This is a genomic window from Clostridium uliginosum, from assembly GCF_900112485.1.
Classification (GTDB): domain Bacteria; phylum Bacillota; class Clostridia; order Clostridiales; family Clostridiaceae; genus Clostridium; species Clostridium uliginosum.
Genome location: NZ_FOMG01000001.1, coordinates 192,897 through 213,581, shown reverse-complemented (window position 1 = coordinate 213,581; position 20,685 = coordinate 192,897). Strand labels below are relative to the sequence as shown.

Genomic DNA, 20,685 nt, shown 5'->3' with positions numbered 1-20,685 from the left:
GTTCTTTATAAAATTGACAAAAGCTTATATAAATTATAGAATAAAGTTACTATTTAGGGCGTTTTTATAAAATTTAAATTATCCTAGAAAGTATTATCAATATATTTATATTGATCACAAATCAAAATATGAATGGAGAAGATAAGCATGAAAGCAATATTAACAGTAATTGGGGAAGATAAAGTTGGAATTATTTCAGGCGTTAGCGCAAAGCTACAAGAATTTAACATCAATATATTAGATGTTAATCAAACTATAATGCAAGGTTTTTTCACTATGATGATGATATTAGATTGTGAAAATATGAAAGGACAATTTGAAGATATCCATAAAGCATTAACATCTAAAGGAAATGAACTTGGAGTAGAAGTTAAGATTCAAAGAGAAGAAATATTTAAATCAATGCATTCACTATAATTAGGAGGGGCTTATGAATACTAATAATATACTTGAGACAATAAAGATGATTGAAGAAGAAAAGCTTGACGTAAGAACTATTACAATGGGTATTTCATTACTTGATTGTATAGATTCAGATGGAGAAAAAGCTAGAATTAAGATATATGATAAGATTACAAAATCTGCGCAACATTTGGTAGAAGTAGGTAGGCAAATAGAATCAGAATTTGGTATTCCAATAGTTAATAAGAGAGTTTCAATAACTCCAATGTCAATAATTGCAGGAGCTACTAATGAAACTGATTATGTTGAGTTTGCAAGAACTTTAGACAGAGCAGCTCATACGTTAGGAATAGATTTCTTAGGTGGATTCTCAGCATTAGTTCAAAAAGGATGCACTAAAGGAGACAAGATTTTAATTAAGTCAATTCCAGAAGCATTAGCAGTAACTAAAAAAGTTTGTGCATCTGTTAATGTAGGATGTACAAAAGCAGGAATAAATATGAATGCTGTAAGAGACATGGCAGACGTTATAAAACAAACTGCTGAATTAACTAAGGACGCAAAGGGTTTTGGATGTGCAAAACTAGTTGTATTTGCAAATGCAGTTGAAGATAATCCATTTATGGCAGGAGCTTTCCATGGAGTTGGAGAAGCTGAAAGAATTATAAATGTCGGAGTAAGTGGACCTGGAGTTGTTAAAAGAGCTCTTGAAAAAGTAAGAGGAGAATCTTTTGATGTTGTTGCTGAAACAATTAAGCAAACTGCATTTAAAGTTACTAGAATGGGCGAATTAGTTGCAAAAGAAGCATCAAGAAGATTAGATGTACCTTTTGGTATAGTTGATTTATCACTAGCACCAACACCAGCTGTTGGAGATTCAGTTGCAGAAATATTAGAAGAAATAGGTTTAGAACAAGTTGGAACTCATGGTACTATAGCAGCGCTTGCAATGCTTAATGATGCGGTTAAAAAGGGTGGAGTTATGGCATGTAGTCATGTTGGAGGCTTGAGTGGAGCTTTCATACCAGTATCAGAGGATGCAGGAATGATAGCTGCAGTAAATAGCGGATCATTAAATTTAGAAAAATTAGAAGGTATGACATGTGTATGTTCAGTTGGACTTGACATGATTGCAATTCCTGGAGATACTCCAGCTTCAACAATTGCAGGTATGATTGCAGATGAAGCAGCAATAGGTGTAATAAATAATAAGACTACAGCAGTTAGAATAATACCAGCACCAGGATGCAAAGTTGGAGATATGGTAGAATTTGGAGGACTTTTAGGTACAGCACCTGTAATGAAAGTTAATCCAAATTCATCAGAGTTATTTGCACAAAGAGGTGGAAGAATTCCAGCACCTATACATTCATTTAAGAACTAGCTTAAAATATATTTAATTAAAAAATATGATGATTTTAATCAAATGAACAGAAATGATTAAAAAATAACACATATGTATAAAAAATATAAAACGCATAGAAAGTTTAATTTATAACTTTCCTATGCGTTTTTATATTTTCTTATTCAATATCATATCTATGGTTAATAAAGTTTTTTGCATATAAATATAGATAGAGAATTCATCATTAGTATCTTCGCAATTAAGAATAATTTTAGAACTAAAAGTGGTAATCAGTAAACTTTAAAAGAAAAATAATAAAGGCCACCAATTAAAAAAATTACAATTTCCATTATTAAATCCACAACAGTTATTGCAGCAACAATTTCTATGGCAACATCTACAACAATTTCTATGGCAACCGTTACAACAATTATTCATAGTTCATTTCTCCTTTGTATATTTAATTATTTGTTATAGTAATAGTATATTCAACATAATTAAGAAGCGTTACACAAGAAAAGTTAAAAATGATAATATGAAATTATAAATAATATGTAAGTAAAATTGTAGCCATTTAAAAATTAGAAATAATATTATATAGATACAGAATTAGATCCTTTATGTTATAATAGCGAAAGAGAAAAATCAAAAACATAAGAAAATTAAGTAGGTGGAAATATGGTAAATGAAAAGAAGTTTTTACCCATAAGTAAAAAAGATATGAAAGAAAGAGGCTGGGATGAATGTGATTTTATAGTAGTAACAGCTGATGCATATATAGATCATCATAGTTTTGGAACTGCAATTATATCAAGAGTGCTAGAAGCTCATGGATATAAGGTTGGTATAATAGCACAACCTGATTGGAAGTCACTTTATGATTTTCAAAAGCTTGGAAGACCTAAGTATGGCTTTTTAGTTAATGCAGGAAATATGGATTCTATGGTTAATCACTATACCGTAAGTAAAAAGCTTAGAGAAAAGGATCTTTACTCACCAGGTGGAAAGATGGGTTTAAGACCTGATAGATCCACTATAGTTTATTGCAATAAAATAAGAGAAGCTTATAAAGATGTTAATATTGTAATAGGTGGAATAGAAGCAAGTCTTAGAAGATTTGCTCATTATGATTACTGGAGTGATAAGGTCAGAAAATCAATGCTTATAGATAGTGGAGCTGATTTACTTATCTATGGTATGGGAGAAAAGCAAATTGTTTCTGTTGCAGAAAGTTTAAAAAATGGAGTAGATGCAAAAGATATAAACTATGTGCCAGGTACTTGTTATGTTACTGAAAATTTAGAAGAAGTGCAGGATTATATTGAAATTCCATCTTATAAAGAAGTTTGTGCAGATAAGTATAAATACGCAGAGGCAAGCAAAGTGCAATATCAAGAACAAGATGCAATAAGAGGAAATATAATTGTACAAAAGCATGGAAATAAGTATTTAGTTCAAAATAAGCCTGAAATGACTTTAAGTCGAGAAGAGTTAGATGAAGTTTATGATTTGCCATATATGAAAAATTATCACCCAAGTTATGAAGGTTTAGGTGGAATAGCTGCAATTGAAGAGGTTAAATTTAGTACAGTAAGTTCAAGAGGATGTTTTGGTAATTGTAATTTTTGTGCTATAACTTTTCATCAAGGTAGAGTTGTTCAAAGTAGAAGTAAGGAATCTATATTAAAGGAAGTTGAAGAGATAACACATCTTCCTGATTTTAAAGGATACATACATGATGTTGGAGGGCCTACAGCGAATTTTAGAAGACCTGCATGTAGTAAGCAATTAGCTTTTGGTGCTTGTAAGACTAAAGAATGTTTATATCCTAATCCTTGCAAAAATATGGATATTGATCATAGTGAATATTTAGATTTACTCAGAGATATTAGAAAAGTGCCAGGCGTTAAGAAGGCCTTTGTGCGTTCAGGGCTTAGATATGATTACATAATGGCTGATAAAGATGATACATTCTTTAAAGAATTAGTAGAGCATCATGTAAGTGGAAAGTTAAAGGTTGCACCAGAACATGTTTCTAAAGAAGCACTAAAGTATATGGGTAAGCCATCAGGAGAAACTTATGATAGATTTACAGAAAAGTTTGATAAAATAACTAAAAAGCTTGGAAAGAAGCAATACATAGTTCCTTATTTAATGTCTAGCCATCCTGGAAGTACACTTAAATGTGCAGTTGAACTTGCTGAGTATTTAAGGGATATAAATTATCAACCAGAGCAAGTACAAGATTTCTATCCAACTCCAGGAACTTTAGCAACAACAATGTATTATACAGGATTAGATCCAATTACTATGAAAGAAGTTTATGTTCCAAAGACTAAACATGAAAAGGCTATGCAAAGAGCACTTCTTCAATATAAAAATCCAAAGTACTATCAATTGGTATATGAAGCATTAACAGAAGCTAATAGAACAGATTTGATTGGGAAAGGACCAAAGTGTCTTATAAGAGATAAAAATAATGGAAGATATGATGAATATAGTAAAGATGGAAATAAAGGTAATACTGATAGGGCTAATAAATCTAAGGGAAGTTCTAAAGGAAAGTTCGAAGGTGGATATAAGAAATCAAGTGGTAAAGATGCTTGTGGAAATTCTAAGTATAAAGATAAGGATAAAGGAAAATATAAATCAGAAGTTAGCAGTAGGGATAAATCTGATTCTAAATATAAAGGCAATAAATCAGATAGTAATTTAAAAGAAAAAAGCAAAAATGAAGGTAGTAGAAGTAACGACAGAAGATCGTTAAAGGGAAAAACACAATCTACAAGCGGAAGTAAAAATAAAAGAGGTAGATAAATTAACTAAACCAAAACTTATTAGGCATATTAAAGAAAATAACAAGTCAAAGATGCAACGTATATTTTGAGTCAGACAAGGAGATGAAAGTAACGCATAGTAAGCTATGGATTGATTTTATCGACGCAGTATGAAGCAAAATAGACTAACATACTGACTTGTTATTTATTTGAATATGCCTTAAGTAGATGCTTTAAAAAAGAAAAATTATATAGAGAGTGTTAGATAGTTAAAGTGATTATCTAATACTCTTTTTATTATTATTTTATAATTTGTTTATCTAATAAAATATATTTATAAATTTAACTTATATTACAAAATATAACATAAAGTATCAGTTAAAAGTAAACAAATAGCTAAAAGTAAATAATTACATTTATTAAACAATAAATAAAAAATAACTTATATTGACAATAAAGCATATAAATTATAACATGATATTGAGAAAATATATTATTTAAGGCATTGTAAAATAAATAACTAATATAATACAAGGAGGAAACATGGCAAAAAGCAAAAGTATAAAAGTAGATTTAGTAAAAAAGTTATCATTAGGATTTATAATTGTATTTGGACTAGCATTTTTTGGGACATTTATAGTGGTAGAAAAAAACTTAACATCTATAAAAAAGAATAGTATGACTAAAATCATAAACGATGCTACAACGATTGTTCAAGAAAAACTAAACAACAAACTTTCTATGGCAAAGTCTATTGCGGCAGATTCTACTATTTCGGATATGAGTTTAACACAACAAGAAAAAAATCAAAGGTTATTAAAGTATGTTGCAGAGTTAAACATAAAATCTATAGGCATGATTAGTGCAGATGGACAATTAATTTCAACTGATGGTTATAGTGAAAATGTGGCAAAAAAAGACTATGTTAAAAATGCATTTAGTAGTAAAGCAACATATATAAGTAACCCTACATTTACACCAGGAACAGATAATCAACTAATTTTTGTAGCAGTACCTATAATAAATGGAAATAATGTAGTTGGAGTTTTAACATGTACTTTTGATAGTGGTTTTTTATCACAAGATATAAATAATCTTAGATATTTTAATATGACAGGAACCTCTTATATATTAGATTCTAGTGGTAATTTAATTGCATCTGAAACACTAGATGATGTTAAAAATAAAAAAAATATAATAACAGAATCAAAACAAGATGAAAGCTTAAAAGAACTAGCACAAATTCATCAAAGAATGATTAATGGTGAAAGTGCTGTTGAAAAGTATTCAAGAGGAGAAGAAAAATTCATTGTATTCAACCAAATTTTAGGAACAGAAGGATGGTCAATGGCTTTAGAAGTAAACACTAGTGATGCCAATAAAGAATTAAGTGCTATTATAAGTTTATTTATTATAGTTGCATTTTTAGGAATAGCTGTACTTATAGCCATACTTTATATATTTGGACAAGGACTTGGAAAAAGACTAAATATATTAAAAGGTAGTATAGAAGTTTTATCTGAAGGTGTATTTAATAAAGAATTAAATAAAAAAGAATATTCAAGCTTAGATGAAATTGGTGATATTAATAGAGCATTAAGTAAGACTAAGGATTCTATACGAAATATTATTCAAGAAGTAAAAAAAGATGTTGTAGTGTTAAAAGAGCAATCACAATTATTAGAAGATACTTCAACTCATATAACGTCTGGATCAGAAAATATATCGCTTGCAATGCATGAATCAGCAAAAGCAAATACAAATCAATCAAGTGAGATTTTGGGAATTAATCAAGAAATGAAAGAGTTTGGAAAAAATATTGATTATATGGACAACAATATAGATATTGTTGCTAAATTTTCTTCAAGTATAGAATCAAAATTAATTGAAAGTAATAGTAATATGAGTGAATTAGATGCTTCTATAAATAATTTTGATAATAGTTTTAACAAATTTAATACTGATATAATTAGCATGAATACTAAGATAGCATCTATTGGAAATATTACAACAACTATTAATTCGATAGCAGAACAAACTAATTTATTAGCTTTAAACGCTGCAATTGAAGCAGCAAGAGCAGGAGAAGCTGGAAAAGGATTTAGTGTTGTTGCAGATGAAATAAGAAAATTAGCAGAACAAAGTAAAGATTCAGTAAGTGAAATTGGTAATATTGTTAATAATGTACTTAATGAATGTAAAAATATAATTGATTCGACTAAGAGTATAAATTCAGAAGTTATCACTCAAAAAGAAAGAATTGATAATACAGTAAATTCATTTAATAATATTACAAAACTTTTAAGTGATATTACTCCTAAAATCCAGGAAATATCGAATATATCTAATAACAATAATGATAAGAAAAACAGTATAGTAGAAGCAATACAAACTGCTACTGCTATATCACAAGAATTAGCTGCAACTACAGAGGAAGTAAATGCAACAGCAGAAGATTTTACTCTTTCTAGTAAGGATATTAATAAAGTTTCAGATAAATTAGTAAAATTAATAGAAGACTTAAATAAAGAAATTAATAAATTTACCATATAATTCTTAAATATGGTTGGGGCTGTTTCAGAATTAGTAAGTGAAGTAATAACAAAGAAATAGAAGTAACATTTATTAAAGAAGACTAGAAAAATTTCACTAAGGCATATGAAACAAAATAACAAGTCAAAGATGTGACGTATATTTTGAGTCAGACAAGGAAGTAACATTAAACTATTAGCTAATGTTACTGACGTAGTATGACTCAAAATAGACTAACATACTGACTTGTTATTTTTTTGATAACATAGTAAGATTTTTATCCCTAATTATTGGTAATTTAGATTAAGTTTTTTATTATTCAACATGGTGACCCGTATTTTCAATGCAACTTTTAATTTGCTGTTCTGTAGCTGGCTCATTGTATGCAACTTCAACGCTTCCACGTCCAAGGTCAATACAAACCTTATTTACACCAACAATATCTTCAAGTGCGTTTTTAACTTGAGTCTTAATATTCTCATTAGCTAATCCATCAACAATATAGTGTTGTCTCTCCATATCATTATCTCCTTTCATATAAAAAATCACAAATATAGTATGTTCAAAAATACTTTATTATATTAAAAATTAACTGTTTATTAGTAATATTATTTTTACTAGGTTTAATGCATATTAAAAAAATAACAAGTTAGTAAGAGTAATATATTTTGTGTTATACTACATCCGCATTTTCACCTAATAGAATTATTACATATTGTAAATTCATAAATTAACCTTAATTTTACTTTACTTTATATAGATATATTACAAGGATGTGTTAATATATATTCATAACTTTTAATAAAGAAGAAAATAATATGTAAAATAGAAAAGTAAAAGGAGTAGAATTTAGTGAGTGAAAAATATGAATTATTATATGGAAATACGAATAAGGTTTTAAAAATCAATGCTGAGAGTGGAGAACGTTATACTGTAGAATCAGGTGCTATGGTTTCAATGAGTGACGTTTTTGAGGTAAAGGCTAAAACAGGAGGATTAGGGAAGACACTTGGAAGAATGTTTTCTGGAGAGTCAATGTTTATTCAACACTTTATAGCAAAGGGAAGTGGTGAATTACTTTTAGCACCACAATTTTTAGGGGATATAGAAAAGGTTAAAATGGATGGATCAAGAAACTATAGATTAGGTAAATCAAGCTTTTTAGCATCAACTTCAGAAATAGAAGTGAAAACTAAATCTGGAGGATTTAATGGAATGCTTTCCGGAGAAGGAATTATTCAAATGGAAGCTTCAGGAATTGGTACTCTTTTTATAAGTGCATATGGTGCTATTCATGAAAAAGAAATTGGCGTAGGAGAAACTTATATAGTGGACTCTGATCATTTGGTATTGTGGGATAGCCAAATGAAATATAGCACAGAATTAATATCAGGTTTCTTTGGTTCAATCGCAGGAGGAGAAGGCTTAATTTGTAAATTTAATGGACCGGGAACTGTATGGATACAAACAAGGAACCCTAAAAACATGCTTCAACCTAGCAAATAGAAAGAGTTTAGGGATGAAAAATGATATTAGTCAAAAAATTCGTCAAATAAAAGGATAAAAATAAATGCTAAAAAATTTGGAAATTATTTTTTACATGAAAGCTGAGGTTTATGTTACAATAATTATGTTAAAAGCTATTGAAGAAGATATAAGGAGAATGTATATGAAAAAGTTGATTTCATGGAATGTTAATGGATTAAGAGCTTGTGTTAAAAAGGGTTTTTTAGACATTTTAAAGGATAGCGATGCAGATATATTTTGCATTCAAGAAAGTAAACTTCAAGAAGGACAAATAGATTTAAATTTAGATGGATATTATGATTATTGGAATTATGCAGAAAAAAAAGGATATTCAGGTACTGCAATTTTTACTAAAGAGAAGCCATTAAGTGTAAATTTAGGTATTGGAATAGAAGAACATGACAAAGAAGGCAGAGTAATAACATTAGAATTTGAAGATTTTTATATGGTTAATGTGTATACTCCTAATTCTCAACAAAAATTAGCTAGAATTGATTATAGAATGAATTGGGAAGATGCTTTTATAGAATATTTAAAGGCATTAGATGAAAAAAAGCCTGTAATATTATGTGGAGATTTAAATGTTGCTCATAATGAAATAGATCTTAAAAATCCTAAAAGCAATAGGAACAATGCTGGATTTAGTGATCAAGAACGTGGAAAGATTGAAGAACTTTTGGGTTCTGGATTTATAGATACCTTTAGATATTTTAATCCTGACAAAGAAGGGGTATATTCTTGGTGGTCTTATAGATTTAATGCAAGAGAGAATAATGCTGGATGGAGAATAGATTATTTTCTAACATCTAAGGCATTGCAAGATAGATTAGTAGATGCAAGTATTCATACAGAAATAATGGGATCAGATCATTGTCCGGTAGAATTAATAATTAAATAAAATCAAATTATTCTTAGACTTGTAAGTAGTCTTATTATAAGTAAGGGATATTCAAAAAAATAACAAGTAAGTATGCTAGTCTATTTGGCATACTTGACTTGCTATTTTATTTCATATGCCTAATACACAACTATATGAGTCTTGAAAAATTACATATGAAAAGGAGAATGTAAATATTTATGAAAGAACTTTTTAGAATAAAGGATTTAGTATTTTATAAAGAGGAATTTTTAGATGATATAAAAGAATTTGAGGATATATTACCTATAATACAAGATTTAAGTGGTTTTTTAAGTTACGAAAAAATAGAAATTGCGGGTTCAAATGAATGTTGTGAAGATACTAAAGAGAACTATATTGTAGAAATATATGGATATATAAATAAAGACGATGAATTTATTACAAAAGAAGAAGTGGATCAAATGCCTGTAACGTCTAAAAATGCAGAACTTGATTTATTTGTAATAAGAGTTTACAAATGTACTGCATGCAATAAATGGATTATAGATATATTAGAGTAATTAATATATCTACAATTAATCCGTTAAAAATGTACTATATATGTTCTATTAAAGATACTACATATATTTCATTAGCATATGATAAATTAACTGTAGAATTTTAATTAGAACTTATATAATAAAAATATTTATTATATATTTTATTAGTACAAAGAAAAAAGAGGGGGATGAAATATGAAAATAAATAAGAAAATAGTTAGAGTACAGATAAAAAGTTTGATATTTTTAATTATATTTTGTTTGCAATTCACCTTAGGATTCAACAGTTCAATAATTACTGCTTATGCAGATGAGAACGAAAAAGTTGAATTTAACAAACTATTTATTACAGAAGATGAATATGAAAAAACTATGAAAGAAGTAGTACAAGTATATCTTGATGAGAAAAGGGAAGATGGATATCTTAAAATAGATGAAAATACAAAATTGTATTATCAAAAATATAGTGTAGAAAATCCCAAAGCCACTATTGTTATTAGTCATGGATTTTCAGAATCATTAGAAAAATATCGTGAAATTATTTATTATTTTTTAAAGAGCGGTTACTCTGTATATGGAATCGAGCATAGGGGACATGGAAGATCTGGTTCATTAGGAGTGATTGATAAAAGCCAAGTAAATATAACAGATTTTAATTATTATGTTTCAGATTTTAAAAAATTTATAGATGATATTGTTAAACCAAATATTGGTCAAGAAAAGATGCTTTTATATGCTCATTCGATGGGTGGTGCTATTGGGGCTAAGTTTTTAGAAAAATATCCAGAGTATTTTGATGCAGCCATATTAAATGCACCAATGCTAGAAATAGATACAGGAAATACGCCAGAATTTTTAGCTGAATCTATTTCATGGATATATACAACATTTTCATTTGGAGATAAGTATGTAGCAACTCAAAAGCCATATAATTTAGAGTATAATCTAGAAAAATCATGTACAAGCTCTGATGTGAGATATAAATATTATTATGATATAGTATCTTCTAATAATGATCTTCAAAGAGGTGGAGCTTCTTATAACTGGCTTAGGAATTCTATAAAAGCGACTAAAGAAATTACTAAACAGGAAAATGCTTCAAAAATAGAAATACCAGTATTGTTATTTCAAGCAGAAAAGGATACTTATGTAAAACCAAGGGGACAAAATATGTTTGCACAATATGCAAAAAATTGTAAGGTGATATTATCTGTAGGTTCTAAACATGAAACTTATAGAGAAAAAGATAGTGTATTAAAACCTTATTTAAATAATGTATTTGATTTTTATAATAAAAATTTAAAAACGGAATAACGAATTTATCGATATTCAGAGATGCCTTAGATACATGAAAAAAAATAATAGACAAGAATAATGGTCTATTATTTTTTTGAAAGTGACTTATTAATGGTATTTTAGATTTGAATAAAACTCTGTAATAAAGTAAATAAAGTATAAGCTATCTCAGATATTTTGAGATAGCTTATTTTTTGGAATGTGCATTATATAAATTTTCAACTAAAACTTAATAATAAATCATTTAAGTGTAAATGGTGTATTTAAGGGTGACCTACTTACTTTATGATATAATAATATTATTCTATAGATACACTAAGGAGATATTAAATTATGAAGAAGACAATAGGTATTTTAGCTCATGTAGATGCAGGCAAGACCACATTTGCAGAGCAAATACTTTATCATACAAAAAGTATTAGAAATAGAGGAAGAGTTGATCATAAAAATGCATTTTTGGATAATCACAGAATAGAAAGGGAAAGAGGTATTACGGTATTTTCAGATCAAGCAGTATTTGAATATAATGATAGTACTTATTATCTTATAGATACACCTGGACATGTAGATTTTTCAACTGAGATGGAAAGAGCTATTGAGGTAATGGATTATGCAATAATCATAATAAGTATAATTGAGGGAGTACAAGCACATACTGAAACAGTTTGGGATATTCTTAGAAAATATAATATTCCAACCTTCTTTTTTATTAACAAGATTGATAGGGAAGGTGCAAATATAGAAAACGTATTAAAAGATATTTCACTTAAATTAACTAATGATGTTTGTTTAATTGATGAATCTTTTAATAATGGAAAAATGAATGAAAGTTTAACTGAATTTATTGCTGAAAGAGATGAAGAGCTATTTGAAAAATACTTAGAACAAGGTTATGAGGAAGAATTATGGCTTACTAGTATGAAAAATCAAATTAAGAAAGGTTTAATATTCCCTTGTATTTCAGGCTCTGCGCTTCAAGATATAGGAATAGAAGAGTTTATAGAAAAGTTAGATTTATTGACTTATACAGAATATAAAAGTGATGATGAATTTCGAGGAAGAGTGTATAAAATACGTCATGATGAAAAAGGAACTAAGATAACATATATAAAAGCATTAAGTGGAAGCTTAAAGGTTAAAGAAAATTTAAGTTATAAAGAAAATGAAGAAGAATTTAGTGAAAAATGTAATCAAATAAGAATATATAATGGAGATAAATTCGTTTTAGCAGATAAGGCTTATGCTGGAGAAGTATTTGGAGTGACAGGACTATCTAACTTTAAAATTGGTGATGGAATTGGAGCTTTAAAAGAAAAGGTTAGTTACAGAATAATTCCAACATTAAAATCAAAGTTGATATTTGATAACTCTATAAACATAAAAGAAGTACTTACTGCTTTTAAAATATTAGAAGAAGAAGATCCAGGCTTAAATGCAATATGGGATGAAGACTTACAAGCGATGAATGTACATATAATGGGGAAAATTCAATTAGAAGTATTAAGAGAAATAGTAGAAGAGAGATTTAATTTTAAGGTTGAATTTGGAGAATGTGAAGTTCTTTATAAAGAAAGTATTTTAAATGCAGTAAACGGATGTGGACATTTTGAGCCTTTAAGACATTATGCAGAAGTATATTTAAAATTAGAATCTGGTGAGAGAAATAGTGGAATAGTTTTTAAATGTGAATGTCATGTGGATGATTTAGGAATAGGATATCAAAATCTTATTGCATCGCATATACATGAAAGAGATCATAGAGGGATTTTAACAGGATCTAAGGTAACAGACTTAAAAATTACACTCTTAAATGGAAGATCTCACTTAAAACATACAAGTGGGGGAGATTTCAGAGAAGCTACATATAGAGCATTAAGACAAGGGCTTGAACAAGCAGAAAATGTATTATTAGAGCCATTTTATAGATTTAAAATTTTAGTTGAATTAGATTATATAGGCAAGGTATTATCTGATGTTCAAAAATTAAATGGTACATTTGAAATTCCAGAAACCTTAGGAAATAAAACATTAATTAGAGGAAGAGGACCAGTATCAACATTTATGAATTATCCTCTAGATTTAATTGCATTTACAAAAGGAACTGGGAGTATTAATTTAGCCTTTGATGGATATGATATATGCCATAATGCAGAAGAGGTCATTGAGAAAATAGGCTACAATAAAAATGCAGACAAAGAGTACATATCAAGTTCAATATTTTGTTCTAAAGGACAGGGATATGTAGTAGAAGCAAAAGAAGTTAGATCACATATGCATTGCTTATAATTTAATATGCCTTATATATTTTTTTTATAATGAGATTTTTTTGAAAAATTTATTTGATAAATATGGTGATAGAAAAAATGAGAAGAAGAGGTTTGCGATGGTAAGCCTCTTTTTGTATGCTTAAATTAACAATATCAACACTCTGCTAAAACATAGCCAAAATTTAAAATATAACAACTTAATGACTTAATGACTTAATAATCTTAGTGTTTTCAATACTTTATAAATGTTATAGAATATTGTAACGATACATTTGCCACTTTATAATTTTAGGTATATTATATCAGACATAGCAATAAAACTATAATAAAAAAGGGGGACTTATTAATGATAAGAGAAAATTTAAACAAGAATTTAGCACAAATGCTTAAGGGTGGAGTAATAATGGATGTGGTTAATTCTGAGGAAGCATTAATTGCAGAAAAAGCTGGGGCATGTGCAGTTATGGCTCTTGAAAGAGTTCCATCAGATATTAGAAAAGATGGTGGAGTGGCTAGAATGTCAGATCCTAAGATGATAAAAGAAATTCAAGAGGCTGTATCTATTCCAGTTATGGCTAAGGTTAGAATTGGACATTTTGTAGAAGCACAAATTTTAGAAGCACTTAACATAGATTTTATTGATGAAAGTGAAGTGTTAACTCCTGCCGATGATAAATATCACATTAGTAAAAATGATTTTAAAGCACCTTTTGTATGTGGAGCTACAAATCTTGGAGAAGCATTAAGAAGGATCGGTGAAGGCGCTTCAATGATTAGAACTAAAGGAGAAGCTGGAACAGGAGATGTAGTTGAAGCAGTTACTCATATGAGAACAATGATGGATCAAATAAGAAGGGTACACAATGCACCTAAAGAAGAATTAATGACTTTAGCTAAGGAATTTAATGCACCATATGATTTAATAGAATATGTTTGGAAAAATGGTAAGTTACCAGTAGTTAACTTTGCAGCAGGTGGAATAGCAACTCCAGCAGATGCAGCTTTAATGATGCAATTAGGAAGTGAAGGAGTATTTGTTGGCTCAGGGATTTTTAAATCAGATAATCCAGAGAAAAGAGCTAGAGCAATTGTACTTGCTACAACTTATTACAATGATGCAGAAAAATTAGCAGAAATTTCAGAGGACTTAGGAGAAGCAATGAGTGGACAATCTGCAAGAGATGTAAGTGATAAATATGCTAATAGAGGATGGTAATATATGAATATAGGAGTGCTAGCTTTTCAAGGATCAGTTATAGAACATATTAAGCACATAGAAAAGTTAGGACATAAAGCAATTGAAGTTAAAAAAGTTGAAGATCTTAATAATATAGATGCATTAATATTACCAGGTGGAGAAAGTACTACAATAGGAAAACTTTTAATTATTACAGGAATGCTAGATGCTCTTAGAAGTAAAATTCTCTCAGGATTGCCAGTATGGGGAACTTGTGCAGGTATGATTTTATTAGCTAAAGAAATTGAAGGCGAAGAAAATACTTATTTAGGAGTTATGGATATAAAAGTTAAACGAAATGCGTATGGAACACAAATAGATAGCTTTGAAAGCAATAAAGTAATTGAAAAAATATCACCAAATCCTATTAAGATGGTATTCATAAGAGCTCCATATGTTATAAAATGCAATAAAGAAACAGAAATTATATCAGAAGTGAATAATAACATAATTGCGGTAAGAGAAAGAAATATGTTAGCAACATCATTTCATCCAGAATTAACAGATGATACAACATTTTTAGAATACTTTATAAAAGATTTTGCCTAATACAAATAATTCATAAAAGTTTATAATAAAAATACCCTATAGGTAGACTTTTTAAAATTGTCTACCTATAAGGTATTTTTTATTTTTTGAATGTGCCTTAATATGAATTAAAAGATATCTTTATTTGATTTATAACTCTACTATTTGTTAAAGAGTACTGATAATATTTTTAATAGAATTGAATTTTTATTTATATCCATTGGTGGTATATTTGGAAAAAATAAAAACATTCTTATTATCCATACACTTACAAAAATAGCACTAAGTATATAAATAAACTTTTTTGAATACTTGGTAAAGAACATTGGAAATAAAAATATTAGAGGAAATAAAGGATGAAACTTAAGAGCTTCAATTAAATTTCCTTTCAATATATTTTCAAAAGCCCTAGTCATACCACATGTTGGACACGGGATACCAATAAATCTATAAAATATACAAATAGGCTGATTTATATAATGGCTGATTATTAAGGCAAGTACACCTATTCCACATAACATTAAAAGACCTTTAAAATAGTCTTTTAAAATATTCATTAATAAATTACTTTTATGCAATAACTTTATTAAAATCAGATTGCATTATCCATACAGGAATCATTGAGAAGCCTAGTATGCTTATAACTAAGTATAAAACACTATTGTCAGCAGCTGAAATTCCTGCATTTAGTTGAATATCGTATATTCTTTTACCCATTTTATAATTCCAATATATAAAATAAAGTCCACATGTAACTATTCCAAGAAGTATGTCCATTCCACCTGATGGATTTTCGTGTGTGTATTCTGCTGTTTCATTACTTAAAAAGGCCATCCAAAAAAGACTATAAATACCACAAGTTACAAATGATAGCAGAATTGAAATTCCAACCTCTCTTTTTCTAATCATAAAAATTCCTCCTAATTTTACTATATAGCTTTGAATTTATATAAAAATTTCATAAAGTTATGTGTAATTTAGAAAAAATTATACATATTAAGACAAAGCTATCTTAAATTATAAGATAAAATTACCTTTAATTCAAATATATTATTAAAAAATATTAATATATTTAACTTTTTATAATAAAGTTTTAATTTAAATATATAAAAAGTTTTAAAAATATATATAGTCTTAAGTATATATATATTTAAGTATATGAAAATTTATAATATTATTATATAATATATATGTTGTAATTAGAAATCTACATGATTTTAAGTGCCCAGTGGTAAATTTCATGAAGAAATAATCTTACAACATATAAACAATAGAAAAAATATTTATATTAATTAATATGGAGGAGAGCTAATGAGGGCAGTTTATAGAAATCCAGGGGAATTAGCAACTTGTTTAAAGGATTTAGTAGATACATATTTAGAAGGACTTATATCTTATGAAAAATTTGAAAGTAAAGTTGTAAAGATTATTAATGCTAATGAAGATAGTGTTTATAAAGGTGGACATATGCCAGTTAAATTGGCTAATACGCTAGAATCTTCAAGAGTGGAAATTATTAATAAGATATTTGAAGATATGCAACAAGCATAAAAAAAATATAATATCCCTAATTAAGAAAAGCTGCCTCAAAATGATTTATAGATTATTTGAGACAGTTTTTTTATGTAATTTAAATATAGTGGTAATTAAGCTAAATAATAAATAAGCTTTTACGGAATTTTTTTGATGTAATATTCTGTAAAGGTTTTTTTGTGGTTCTATATTTACTACTTAATTAAAAATAATGTTGATAATTTTCTCAAAATACAAAAATAATATTGACATTTTTGTTATAAACGTTATAATATATCCTATAAAACTTATCGGAATAATAATATTAAAAGGGGGGCATAAAATTATGGATTGGAATTTTATAATTAAGAATATACCAGTTTATATTCATGCTACATATTTGACTTTGCTTTTAGCAATTGGAGGGATACTATTATCGCTTATTATAGGTTTTTTATGTAGTAGTATTTTATATTTTAAAGTTAAAGGGGCTAGGGTAATTGTTAAATTGTATATAGAGCTTTCAAGAAATACGCCATTATTAATTCAATTATTTTTTTTATACTATGGTTTAACAAAGCTAGGTGTTAAAATTAGTGGCTTTGCTTGTGGAATAATAGGATTAGCTTTCTTAGGGGGAAGCTATATGGCTGAAAGTTTTAGAGGAGGATTAGAATCTGTATCTAAAGCTCAATTAGAAGCTGGAATAAGTGTTGGACTATCTAAAATGCAAGTTTTTAAATATATAATATTACCACAAGCTTTTTCAGTATCAGTACCATCAATAGGAGCAAATTGTTTATTCTTATTGAAAGAAACATCTATAGTTGGAGCAATTGCTGTAGCTGATTTAATGTTTGTTGCTAAAGATTTAATAGGTATGTATTACAAAACAAGCGAAGCACTATTTATGTTAGTAGTAGCATATTTAATAATACTTCTTCCTATTTCAATACTTACAACTGTACTTGAAAGGAGATCACGTTATGCTCAATATGGATTATAAAGTGCTCTTTCAAGGAAATAATTTAGAGAGAATACTGCAAGGATTATTAATAACAGCTAGAATCGCATTGATATCAGTATTAATAGCATTAATATTTGGAGTAATATTTGGAGTAATAATGACTTCAAAAAATAAGGTAATAAAAGCTATATGCAGATTTTATCTTGAAGCAATTAGAATAATACCAATTTTAGTATGGTTATTCATATTATACTTTGGAGTTGCTAAAACATTTAATCTTAATTTAGATGGAGAAATTGTATCTATAATAGTCTTTTCATTTTGGGGTATTGCAGAAATGGGCGATATTGTTAGAGGAGCAATTACATCAATACCAAAGCATCAAGAAGAAGCAGGAATAGCACTGGGATTAGATAATGTAAAGATATTTATTTATGTTTTAATTCCCCAAGCAATAAAAAGAATAATACCAGGAGCAATAAATTTAGCTACGAGAATGATAAAAACCACTTCTTTAGTTGTTTTAATTGGAGTTGTTGAAGTAGTTAAAGTTGGACAACAAATAGTAGAAACATCGATTTTAAAAGCACCAACAGCATCTTTTTGGGTATACGGATTTATATTTTTTCTTTATTTTATAATTTGTTATCCACTTTCAAAATTGTCAAAGGTATTAGAGAACAAATGGATAGGATAAGTTGAGGAGGACAAAACATGGAAAATGAAATTGTGTTAAAGGTAGAAGGACTAAAAAAGAATTATGATGAAGTGTTAGCACTTGAAGATATAAATTTAGAGGTTCATAAAGGTGAGGTAATTGTAATTCTTGGACCATCAGGTTGTGGAAAAAGTACATTTCTTAGATGTCTAAATGGACTTGAAAAAATTAATGATGGGACAATATGTTTTGGAAATTATGGGGTAGTAGAAAAGGATATTAAGTGGACTGAAGTAAGACAAAAGATAGGAATGGTATTTCAAAGTTATGAATTATTTCCACATATGAATGTTATAGGTAATATTTTACTTGGACCAACTAAAGCTCAAAAAAGAAATAGAAAAGAGGCAGAAACTCAAGCAAAAGAGTTATTAAAGAGAATAGGGCTTCTAGATAAAAAGGAAGAATTTCCCAGGAAATTATCAGGTGGACAAAAACAAAGAATTGCAATAGTTAGGGCTTTATGTATGAATCCAGAAATAATGTTATTTGATGAAGTTACAGCAGCTTTAGATCCTGAAATGGTGAGAGAAGTTTTAGATGTGATGTTAGAACTTGCAAAAGGTGGAATGACAATGATAATTGTAACTCATGAAATGAATTTTGCAAAAGAAGTGGCTGATAGAATAATTTTCATGGATGGTGGTAGGATATGTGAAACTGGAACATCTAAAGAGTTTTTTGAAAATCCAAAGACCGAAAGGGCTAAGAGATTTTTAAATATATTTAAATATCAAAATTAAGGGGGATGTAATAATGAAAAACAGTAAAAAAATAGTAGGAATATTATTAACGCTTGTATTAGCGGTAGGGGTGCTTACAGGTTGCGGACAAAAAGGTTCAAATGCTTCTACTGATGGATCAATAGAGGCAATTAAAAAGCGTGGTGTAGTTAGAATAGGTGTATTTAGTGATAAGCCACCATTTGGATTTGTTGACTCAAATGGAGAAAATCAAGGGTTTGATGTGTATATAGGAAAAAGACTTGCAAAGGATTTGCTTGGAGATGAATCTAAAGTAGAATTTGTATTAGTTGAAGCAGCAAGCAGAGTTGAGTTTTTGCAATCCAATAAGGTAGATATAATTTTAGCTAATTTTACAGTTACAGATGAAAGAAAAGAAGCAGTTGATTTTGCAAATCCATATATGAAAGTTGGATTGGGTGTTGTTTCTAAAGGTGGAGAGGTTACTTCATTAGATCAATTAAAAGGTAAAAAACTAATAGTAAACAAAGGTACAACTGCAGATGCTTATTTTACAAAAAATTATCCAGATATAGAACTATTAAAGTTTGATCAAAATACAGAAACATTTGAAGCTTTAAAAGATGGCAGAGGAGCAGCTTTAGCACATGATAATACACTACTTTTTGCATGGGCAAGAGAAAATAAAGGCTATAATGTTGCAATGTCATCACTAGGAGATCAAGATACAATTGCTCCAGCTGTTAAAAAGGGTAATAAAGAGTTATTAGATTGGATTAATAATGATCTTAAAGAACTTGGAAAAGAAAACTTTATAAAAGAAGCTTATGAAGCAACTTTATTACCAGCGTATGGAGATTCAATAAATTATAAAGATATAATAATTGAAGGTGGAGAACAAAATTAGAGGATAAAAATATAAAACAATATAATTATTATATTAATAAGAAATAATGAGATTAATTGAGCATTATATAGATTATCATATATATTATTAATATAAGCTCATTTTAAGGCCGTATTTGATGGTAGATATATATAATCATATTGAATATAATAACATTACAGTTAAAGCCTGTGATGAGAGAGAGTAGATAATAGAGTTTAGTTCCAGAGAATTTGGTATGGTGTGATCCAAGTACTGTAGCTATTATTGAATGGGTCTTTGAGGTGATACTTTGAATTATAGTAGGAGTATACGGGAGTCAGCCGTTAAAATGACAGGGTATAAAGTAATTTTTATATTATTCGTACCTGATAAAGTATATACAACATATAGGTGGTATAAACGGAATTTTAGTATTTCGTCCTGTTTAGGATGAAATACTTTTTTGTTTTTATTAGAATTTTTATCCGAAATATAAATAAGTGTATAATGTACAGTTGTTTTGGATAAAATGTTTTAATCATAAAGAAGTATTCTGATTAATAAATTCCACTGCAATTCAAGAATTGCTTTAGTTGCATATAGAAAA

Annotated in this window: 20 protein-coding genes; 16 read left to right on the top strand and 4 right to left on the bottom strand. The window is 28.2% G+C overall.

Going from position 1 to position 20,685, the window contains the following annotated elements; genetic code table 11:
* The first annotated feature begins 147 nt into the window (after nucleotides 1-147).
* Both BM027_RS00975 and BM027_RS00970 read left to right on the top strand, forming a co-directional pair.
* A complete protein-coding gene (locus BM027_RS00975) occupies nucleotides 148-417 on the top strand; it encodes an ACT domain-containing protein (RefSeq protein WP_090087901.1) in 270 nt (89 codons plus the stop codon).
* A gap of 13 nt (nucleotides 418-430) precedes the next feature.
* Nucleotides 431-1,786, top strand: coding sequence for a PFL family protein (locus tag BM027_RS00970; RefSeq protein WP_090087899.1), 1,356 nt, complete (start codon nucleotides 431-433; stop codon nucleotides 1,784-1,786).
* Between the two features lie 261 nt (nucleotides 1,787-2,047).
* Here BM027_RS00970 and BM027_RS18120 read toward each other — a convergent pair whose 3' ends face one another.
* Nucleotides 2,048-2,185, bottom strand: a complete 138-nt coding sequence (locus tag BM027_RS18120; protein WP_175559912.1) for a hypothetical protein — start codon at nucleotides 2,183-2,185, stop codon at nucleotides 2,048-2,050.
* A gap of 240 nt (nucleotides 2,186-2,425) precedes the next feature.
* Between BM027_RS18120 and BM027_RS00965 the strand changes: the two genes are divergently transcribed.
* Together BM027_RS00965 and BM027_RS00960 are read left to right on the top strand one after the other, a co-directional pair.
* Nucleotides 2,426-4,564, top strand: a complete 2,139-nt coding sequence (locus BM027_RS00965; RefSeq protein WP_090087897.1) for a YgiQ family radical SAM protein — start codon at nucleotides 2,426-2,428, stop codon at nucleotides 4,562-4,564.
* Between the two features lie 503 nt (nucleotides 4,565-5,067).
* Complete coding sequence (locus tag BM027_RS00960) at nucleotides 5,068-7,077, top strand: methyl-accepting chemotaxis protein (RefSeq protein WP_090087894.1); 2,010 nt, start codon at nucleotides 5,068-5,070, stop codon at nucleotides 7,075-7,077.
* Between the two features lie 294 nt (nucleotides 7,078-7,371).
* Here the strand turns inward: BM027_RS00960 and BM027_RS00955 are convergent, their stop codons facing one another.
* Nucleotides 7,372-7,575 carry a heavy-metal-associated domain-containing protein gene (locus tag BM027_RS00955; protein WP_090087892.1) on the bottom strand — a complete coding sequence of 68 codons (204 nt, stop codon included), beginning with the start codon at nucleotides 7,573-7,575 and terminating at the stop codon, nucleotides 7,372-7,374.
* A 333-nt stretch (nucleotides 7,576-7,908) separates the two neighbouring features.
* On the opposite strand from BM027_RS00955, the gene BM027_RS00950 reads away from it, so the two are divergent.
* The 7 genes from BM027_RS00950 (at nucleotide 7,909) to pdxT (ending at nucleotide 15,330) form a co-directional block, all read left to right on the top strand.
* Nucleotides 7,909-8,562, top strand: coding sequence for a TIGR00266 family protein (locus BM027_RS00950; protein WP_090087889.1), 654 nt, complete (start codon nucleotides 7,909-7,911; stop codon nucleotides 8,560-8,562).
* Nucleotides 8,563-8,725: 163 nt separating this feature from the next.
* Complete coding sequence (locus BM027_RS00945; RefSeq protein WP_090088158.1) at nucleotides 8,726-9,481, top strand: exodeoxyribonuclease III; 756 nt, start codon at nucleotides 8,726-8,728, stop codon at nucleotides 9,479-9,481.
* A 179-nt stretch (nucleotides 9,482-9,660) separates the two neighbouring features.
* Nucleotides 9,661-10,002, top strand: coding sequence for a hypothetical protein (locus tag BM027_RS00940; protein WP_090087887.1), 342 nt, complete (start codon nucleotides 9,661-9,663; stop codon nucleotides 10,000-10,002).
* Between the two features lie 174 nt (nucleotides 10,003-10,176).
* Nucleotides 10,177-11,295, top strand: a complete 1,119-nt coding sequence (locus BM027_RS00935) for an alpha/beta fold hydrolase (RefSeq protein ID WP_090087885.1) — start codon at nucleotides 10,177-10,179, stop codon at nucleotides 11,293-11,295.
* Between the two features lie 315 nt (nucleotides 11,296-11,610).
* Nucleotides 11,611-13,563 carry an elongation factor G gene (locus BM027_RS00930; RefSeq protein ID WP_090087883.1) on the top strand — a complete coding sequence of 651 codons (1,953 nt, stop codon included), beginning with the start codon at nucleotides 11,611-11,613 and terminating at the stop codon, nucleotides 13,561-13,563.
* A gap of 327 nt (nucleotides 13,564-13,890) precedes the next feature.
* Nucleotides 13,891-14,760, top strand: coding sequence for a pyridoxal 5'-phosphate synthase lyase subunit PdxS (gene pdxS, locus BM027_RS00925; RefSeq protein ID WP_090087881.1), 870 nt, complete (start codon nucleotides 13,891-13,893; stop codon nucleotides 14,758-14,760).
* Nucleotides 14,761-14,763: 3 nt separating this feature from the next.
* Nucleotides 14,764-15,330: a pyridoxal 5'-phosphate synthase glutaminase subunit PdxT gene (gene pdxT, locus BM027_RS00920; protein ID WP_090087879.1), complete on the top strand. Its 567-nt coding sequence runs from the start codon at nucleotides 14,764-14,766 to the stop codon at nucleotides 15,328-15,330.
* 140 nt (nucleotides 15,331-15,470) lie between these two features.
* Here the strand turns inward: pdxT and BM027_RS00915 are convergent, their stop codons facing one another.
* Nucleotides 15,471-15,866 (bottom strand): DUF2752 domain-containing protein, encoded by a 396-nt coding sequence (locus BM027_RS00915; RefSeq protein WP_207647590.1) that lies wholly within the window; start codon nucleotides 15,864-15,866, stop codon nucleotides 15,471-15,473.
* Nucleotides 15,867-15,879: 13 nt separating this feature from the next.
* A complete protein-coding gene (locus BM027_RS00910; RefSeq protein WP_090087877.1) occupies nucleotides 15,880-16,218 on the bottom strand; it encodes a DUF4234 domain-containing protein in 339 nt (112 codons plus the stop codon).
* Nucleotides 16,219-16,620: 402 nt separating this feature from the next.
* Between BM027_RS00910 and BM027_RS00905 the strand changes: the two genes are divergently transcribed.
* The 5 genes from BM027_RS00905 to BM027_RS00885 all read left to right on the top strand — a co-directional run bounded on the left by BM027_RS00905 (nucleotide 16,621) and on the right by BM027_RS00885 (nucleotide 20,117).
* Nucleotides 16,621-16,860, top strand: coding sequence for a TIGR04540 family protein (locus BM027_RS00905; protein WP_090087875.1), 240 nt, complete (start codon nucleotides 16,621-16,623; stop codon nucleotides 16,858-16,860).
* A 307-nt stretch (nucleotides 16,861-17,167) separates the two neighbouring features.
* Entirely contained in the window at nucleotides 17,168-17,827 is a 660-nt protein-coding gene (locus BM027_RS00900; protein ID WP_090087872.1) for an amino acid ABC transporter permease, read from the top strand.
* The gene (locus BM027_RS00895; protein WP_090087869.1) at nucleotides 17,808-18,485 is read left to right on the top strand and encodes an amino acid ABC transporter permease; all 678 of its coding nucleotides are present in this window, start codon (nucleotides 17,808-17,810) and stop codon (nucleotides 18,483-18,485) included. The genes BM027_RS00900 and BM027_RS00895 overlap by 20 nt, the downstream gene beginning before the upstream one ends.
* A 17-nt stretch (nucleotides 18,486-18,502) precedes the next feature.
* Nucleotides 18,503-19,249, top strand: a complete 747-nt coding sequence (locus BM027_RS00890; RefSeq protein ID WP_090087866.1) for an amino acid ABC transporter ATP-binding protein — start codon at nucleotides 18,503-18,505, stop codon at nucleotides 19,247-19,249.
* Nucleotides 19,250-19,262: 13 nt separating this feature from the next.
* Nucleotides 19,263-20,117 (top strand): cysteine ABC transporter substrate-binding protein, encoded by an 855-nt coding sequence (locus tag BM027_RS00885; RefSeq protein WP_090087864.1) that lies wholly within the window; start codon nucleotides 19,263-19,265, stop codon nucleotides 20,115-20,117.
* The last annotated feature ends 568 nt before the right edge of the window (nucleotides 20,118-20,685 follow it).

Bases quoted from the DNA above. Each gene is read 5' to 3' on its own strand.
- BM027_RS00975 (WP_090087901.1), top strand. From the start codon at position 148: ATGAAAGCAATATTAACAGTAATTGGGGAAGATAAAGTTGGAATTATT.
- BM027_RS00970 (WP_090087899.1), top strand. From the start codon at position 431: ATGAATACTAATAATATACTTGAGACAATAAAGATGATTGAAGAAGAA.
- BM027_RS18120 (WP_175559912.1), bottom strand. From the start codon at position 2,185: ATGAATAATTGTTGTAACGGTTGCCATAGAAATTGTTGTAGATGTTGC.
- BM027_RS00965 (WP_090087897.1), top strand. From the start codon at position 2,426: ATGGTAAATGAAAAGAAGTTTTTACCCATAAGTAAAAAAGATATGAAA.
- BM027_RS00960 (WP_090087894.1), top strand. From the start codon at position 5,068: ATGGCAAAAAGCAAAAGTATAAAAGTAGATTTAGTAAAAAAGTTATCA.
- BM027_RS00955 (WP_090087892.1), bottom strand. From the start codon at position 7,575: ATGGAGAGACAACACTATATTGTTGATGGATTAGCTAATGAGAATATT.
- BM027_RS00945 (WP_090088158.1), top strand. From the start codon at position 8,726: ATGAAAAAGTTGATTTCATGGAATGTTAATGGATTAAGAGCTTGTGTT.
- BM027_RS00940 (WP_090087887.1), top strand. From the start codon at position 9,661: ATGAAAGAACTTTTTAGAATAAAGGATTTAGTATTTTATAAAGAGGAA.
- BM027_RS00935 (WP_090087885.1), top strand. From the start codon at position 10,177: ATGAAAATAAATAAGAAAATAGTTAGAGTACAGATAAAAAGTTTGATA.
- BM027_RS00930 (WP_090087883.1), top strand. From the start codon at position 11,611: ATGAAGAAGACAATAGGTATTTTAGCTCATGTAGATGCAGGCAAGACC.
- pdxS (WP_090087881.1), top strand. From the start codon at position 13,891: ATGATAAGAGAAAATTTAAACAAGAATTTAGCACAAATGCTTAAGGGT.
- pdxT (WP_090087879.1), top strand. From the start codon at position 14,764: ATGAATATAGGAGTGCTAGCTTTTCAAGGATCAGTTATAGAACATATT.
- BM027_RS00915 (WP_207647590.1), bottom strand. From the start codon at position 15,866: ATGAATATTTTAAAAGACTATTTTAAAGGTCTTTTAATGTTATGTGGA.
- BM027_RS00910 (WP_090087877.1), bottom strand. From the start codon at position 16,218: ATGATTAGAAAAAGAGAGGTTGGAATTTCAATTCTGCTATCATTTGTA.
- BM027_RS00905 (WP_090087875.1), top strand. From the start codon at position 16,621: ATGAGGGCAGTTTATAGAAATCCAGGGGAATTAGCAACTTGTTTAAAG.
- BM027_RS00900 (WP_090087872.1), top strand. From the start codon at position 17,168: ATGGATTGGAATTTTATAATTAAGAATATACCAGTTTATATTCATGCT.
- BM027_RS00895 (WP_090087869.1), top strand. From the start codon at position 17,808: ATGCTCAATATGGATTATAAAGTGCTCTTTCAAGGAAATAATTTAGAG.
- BM027_RS00890 (WP_090087866.1), top strand. From the start codon at position 18,503: ATGGAAAATGAAATTGTGTTAAAGGTAGAAGGACTAAAAAAGAATTAT.
- BM027_RS00885 (WP_090087864.1), top strand. From the start codon at position 19,263: ATGAAAAACAGTAAAAAAATAGTAGGAATATTATTAACGCTTGTATTA.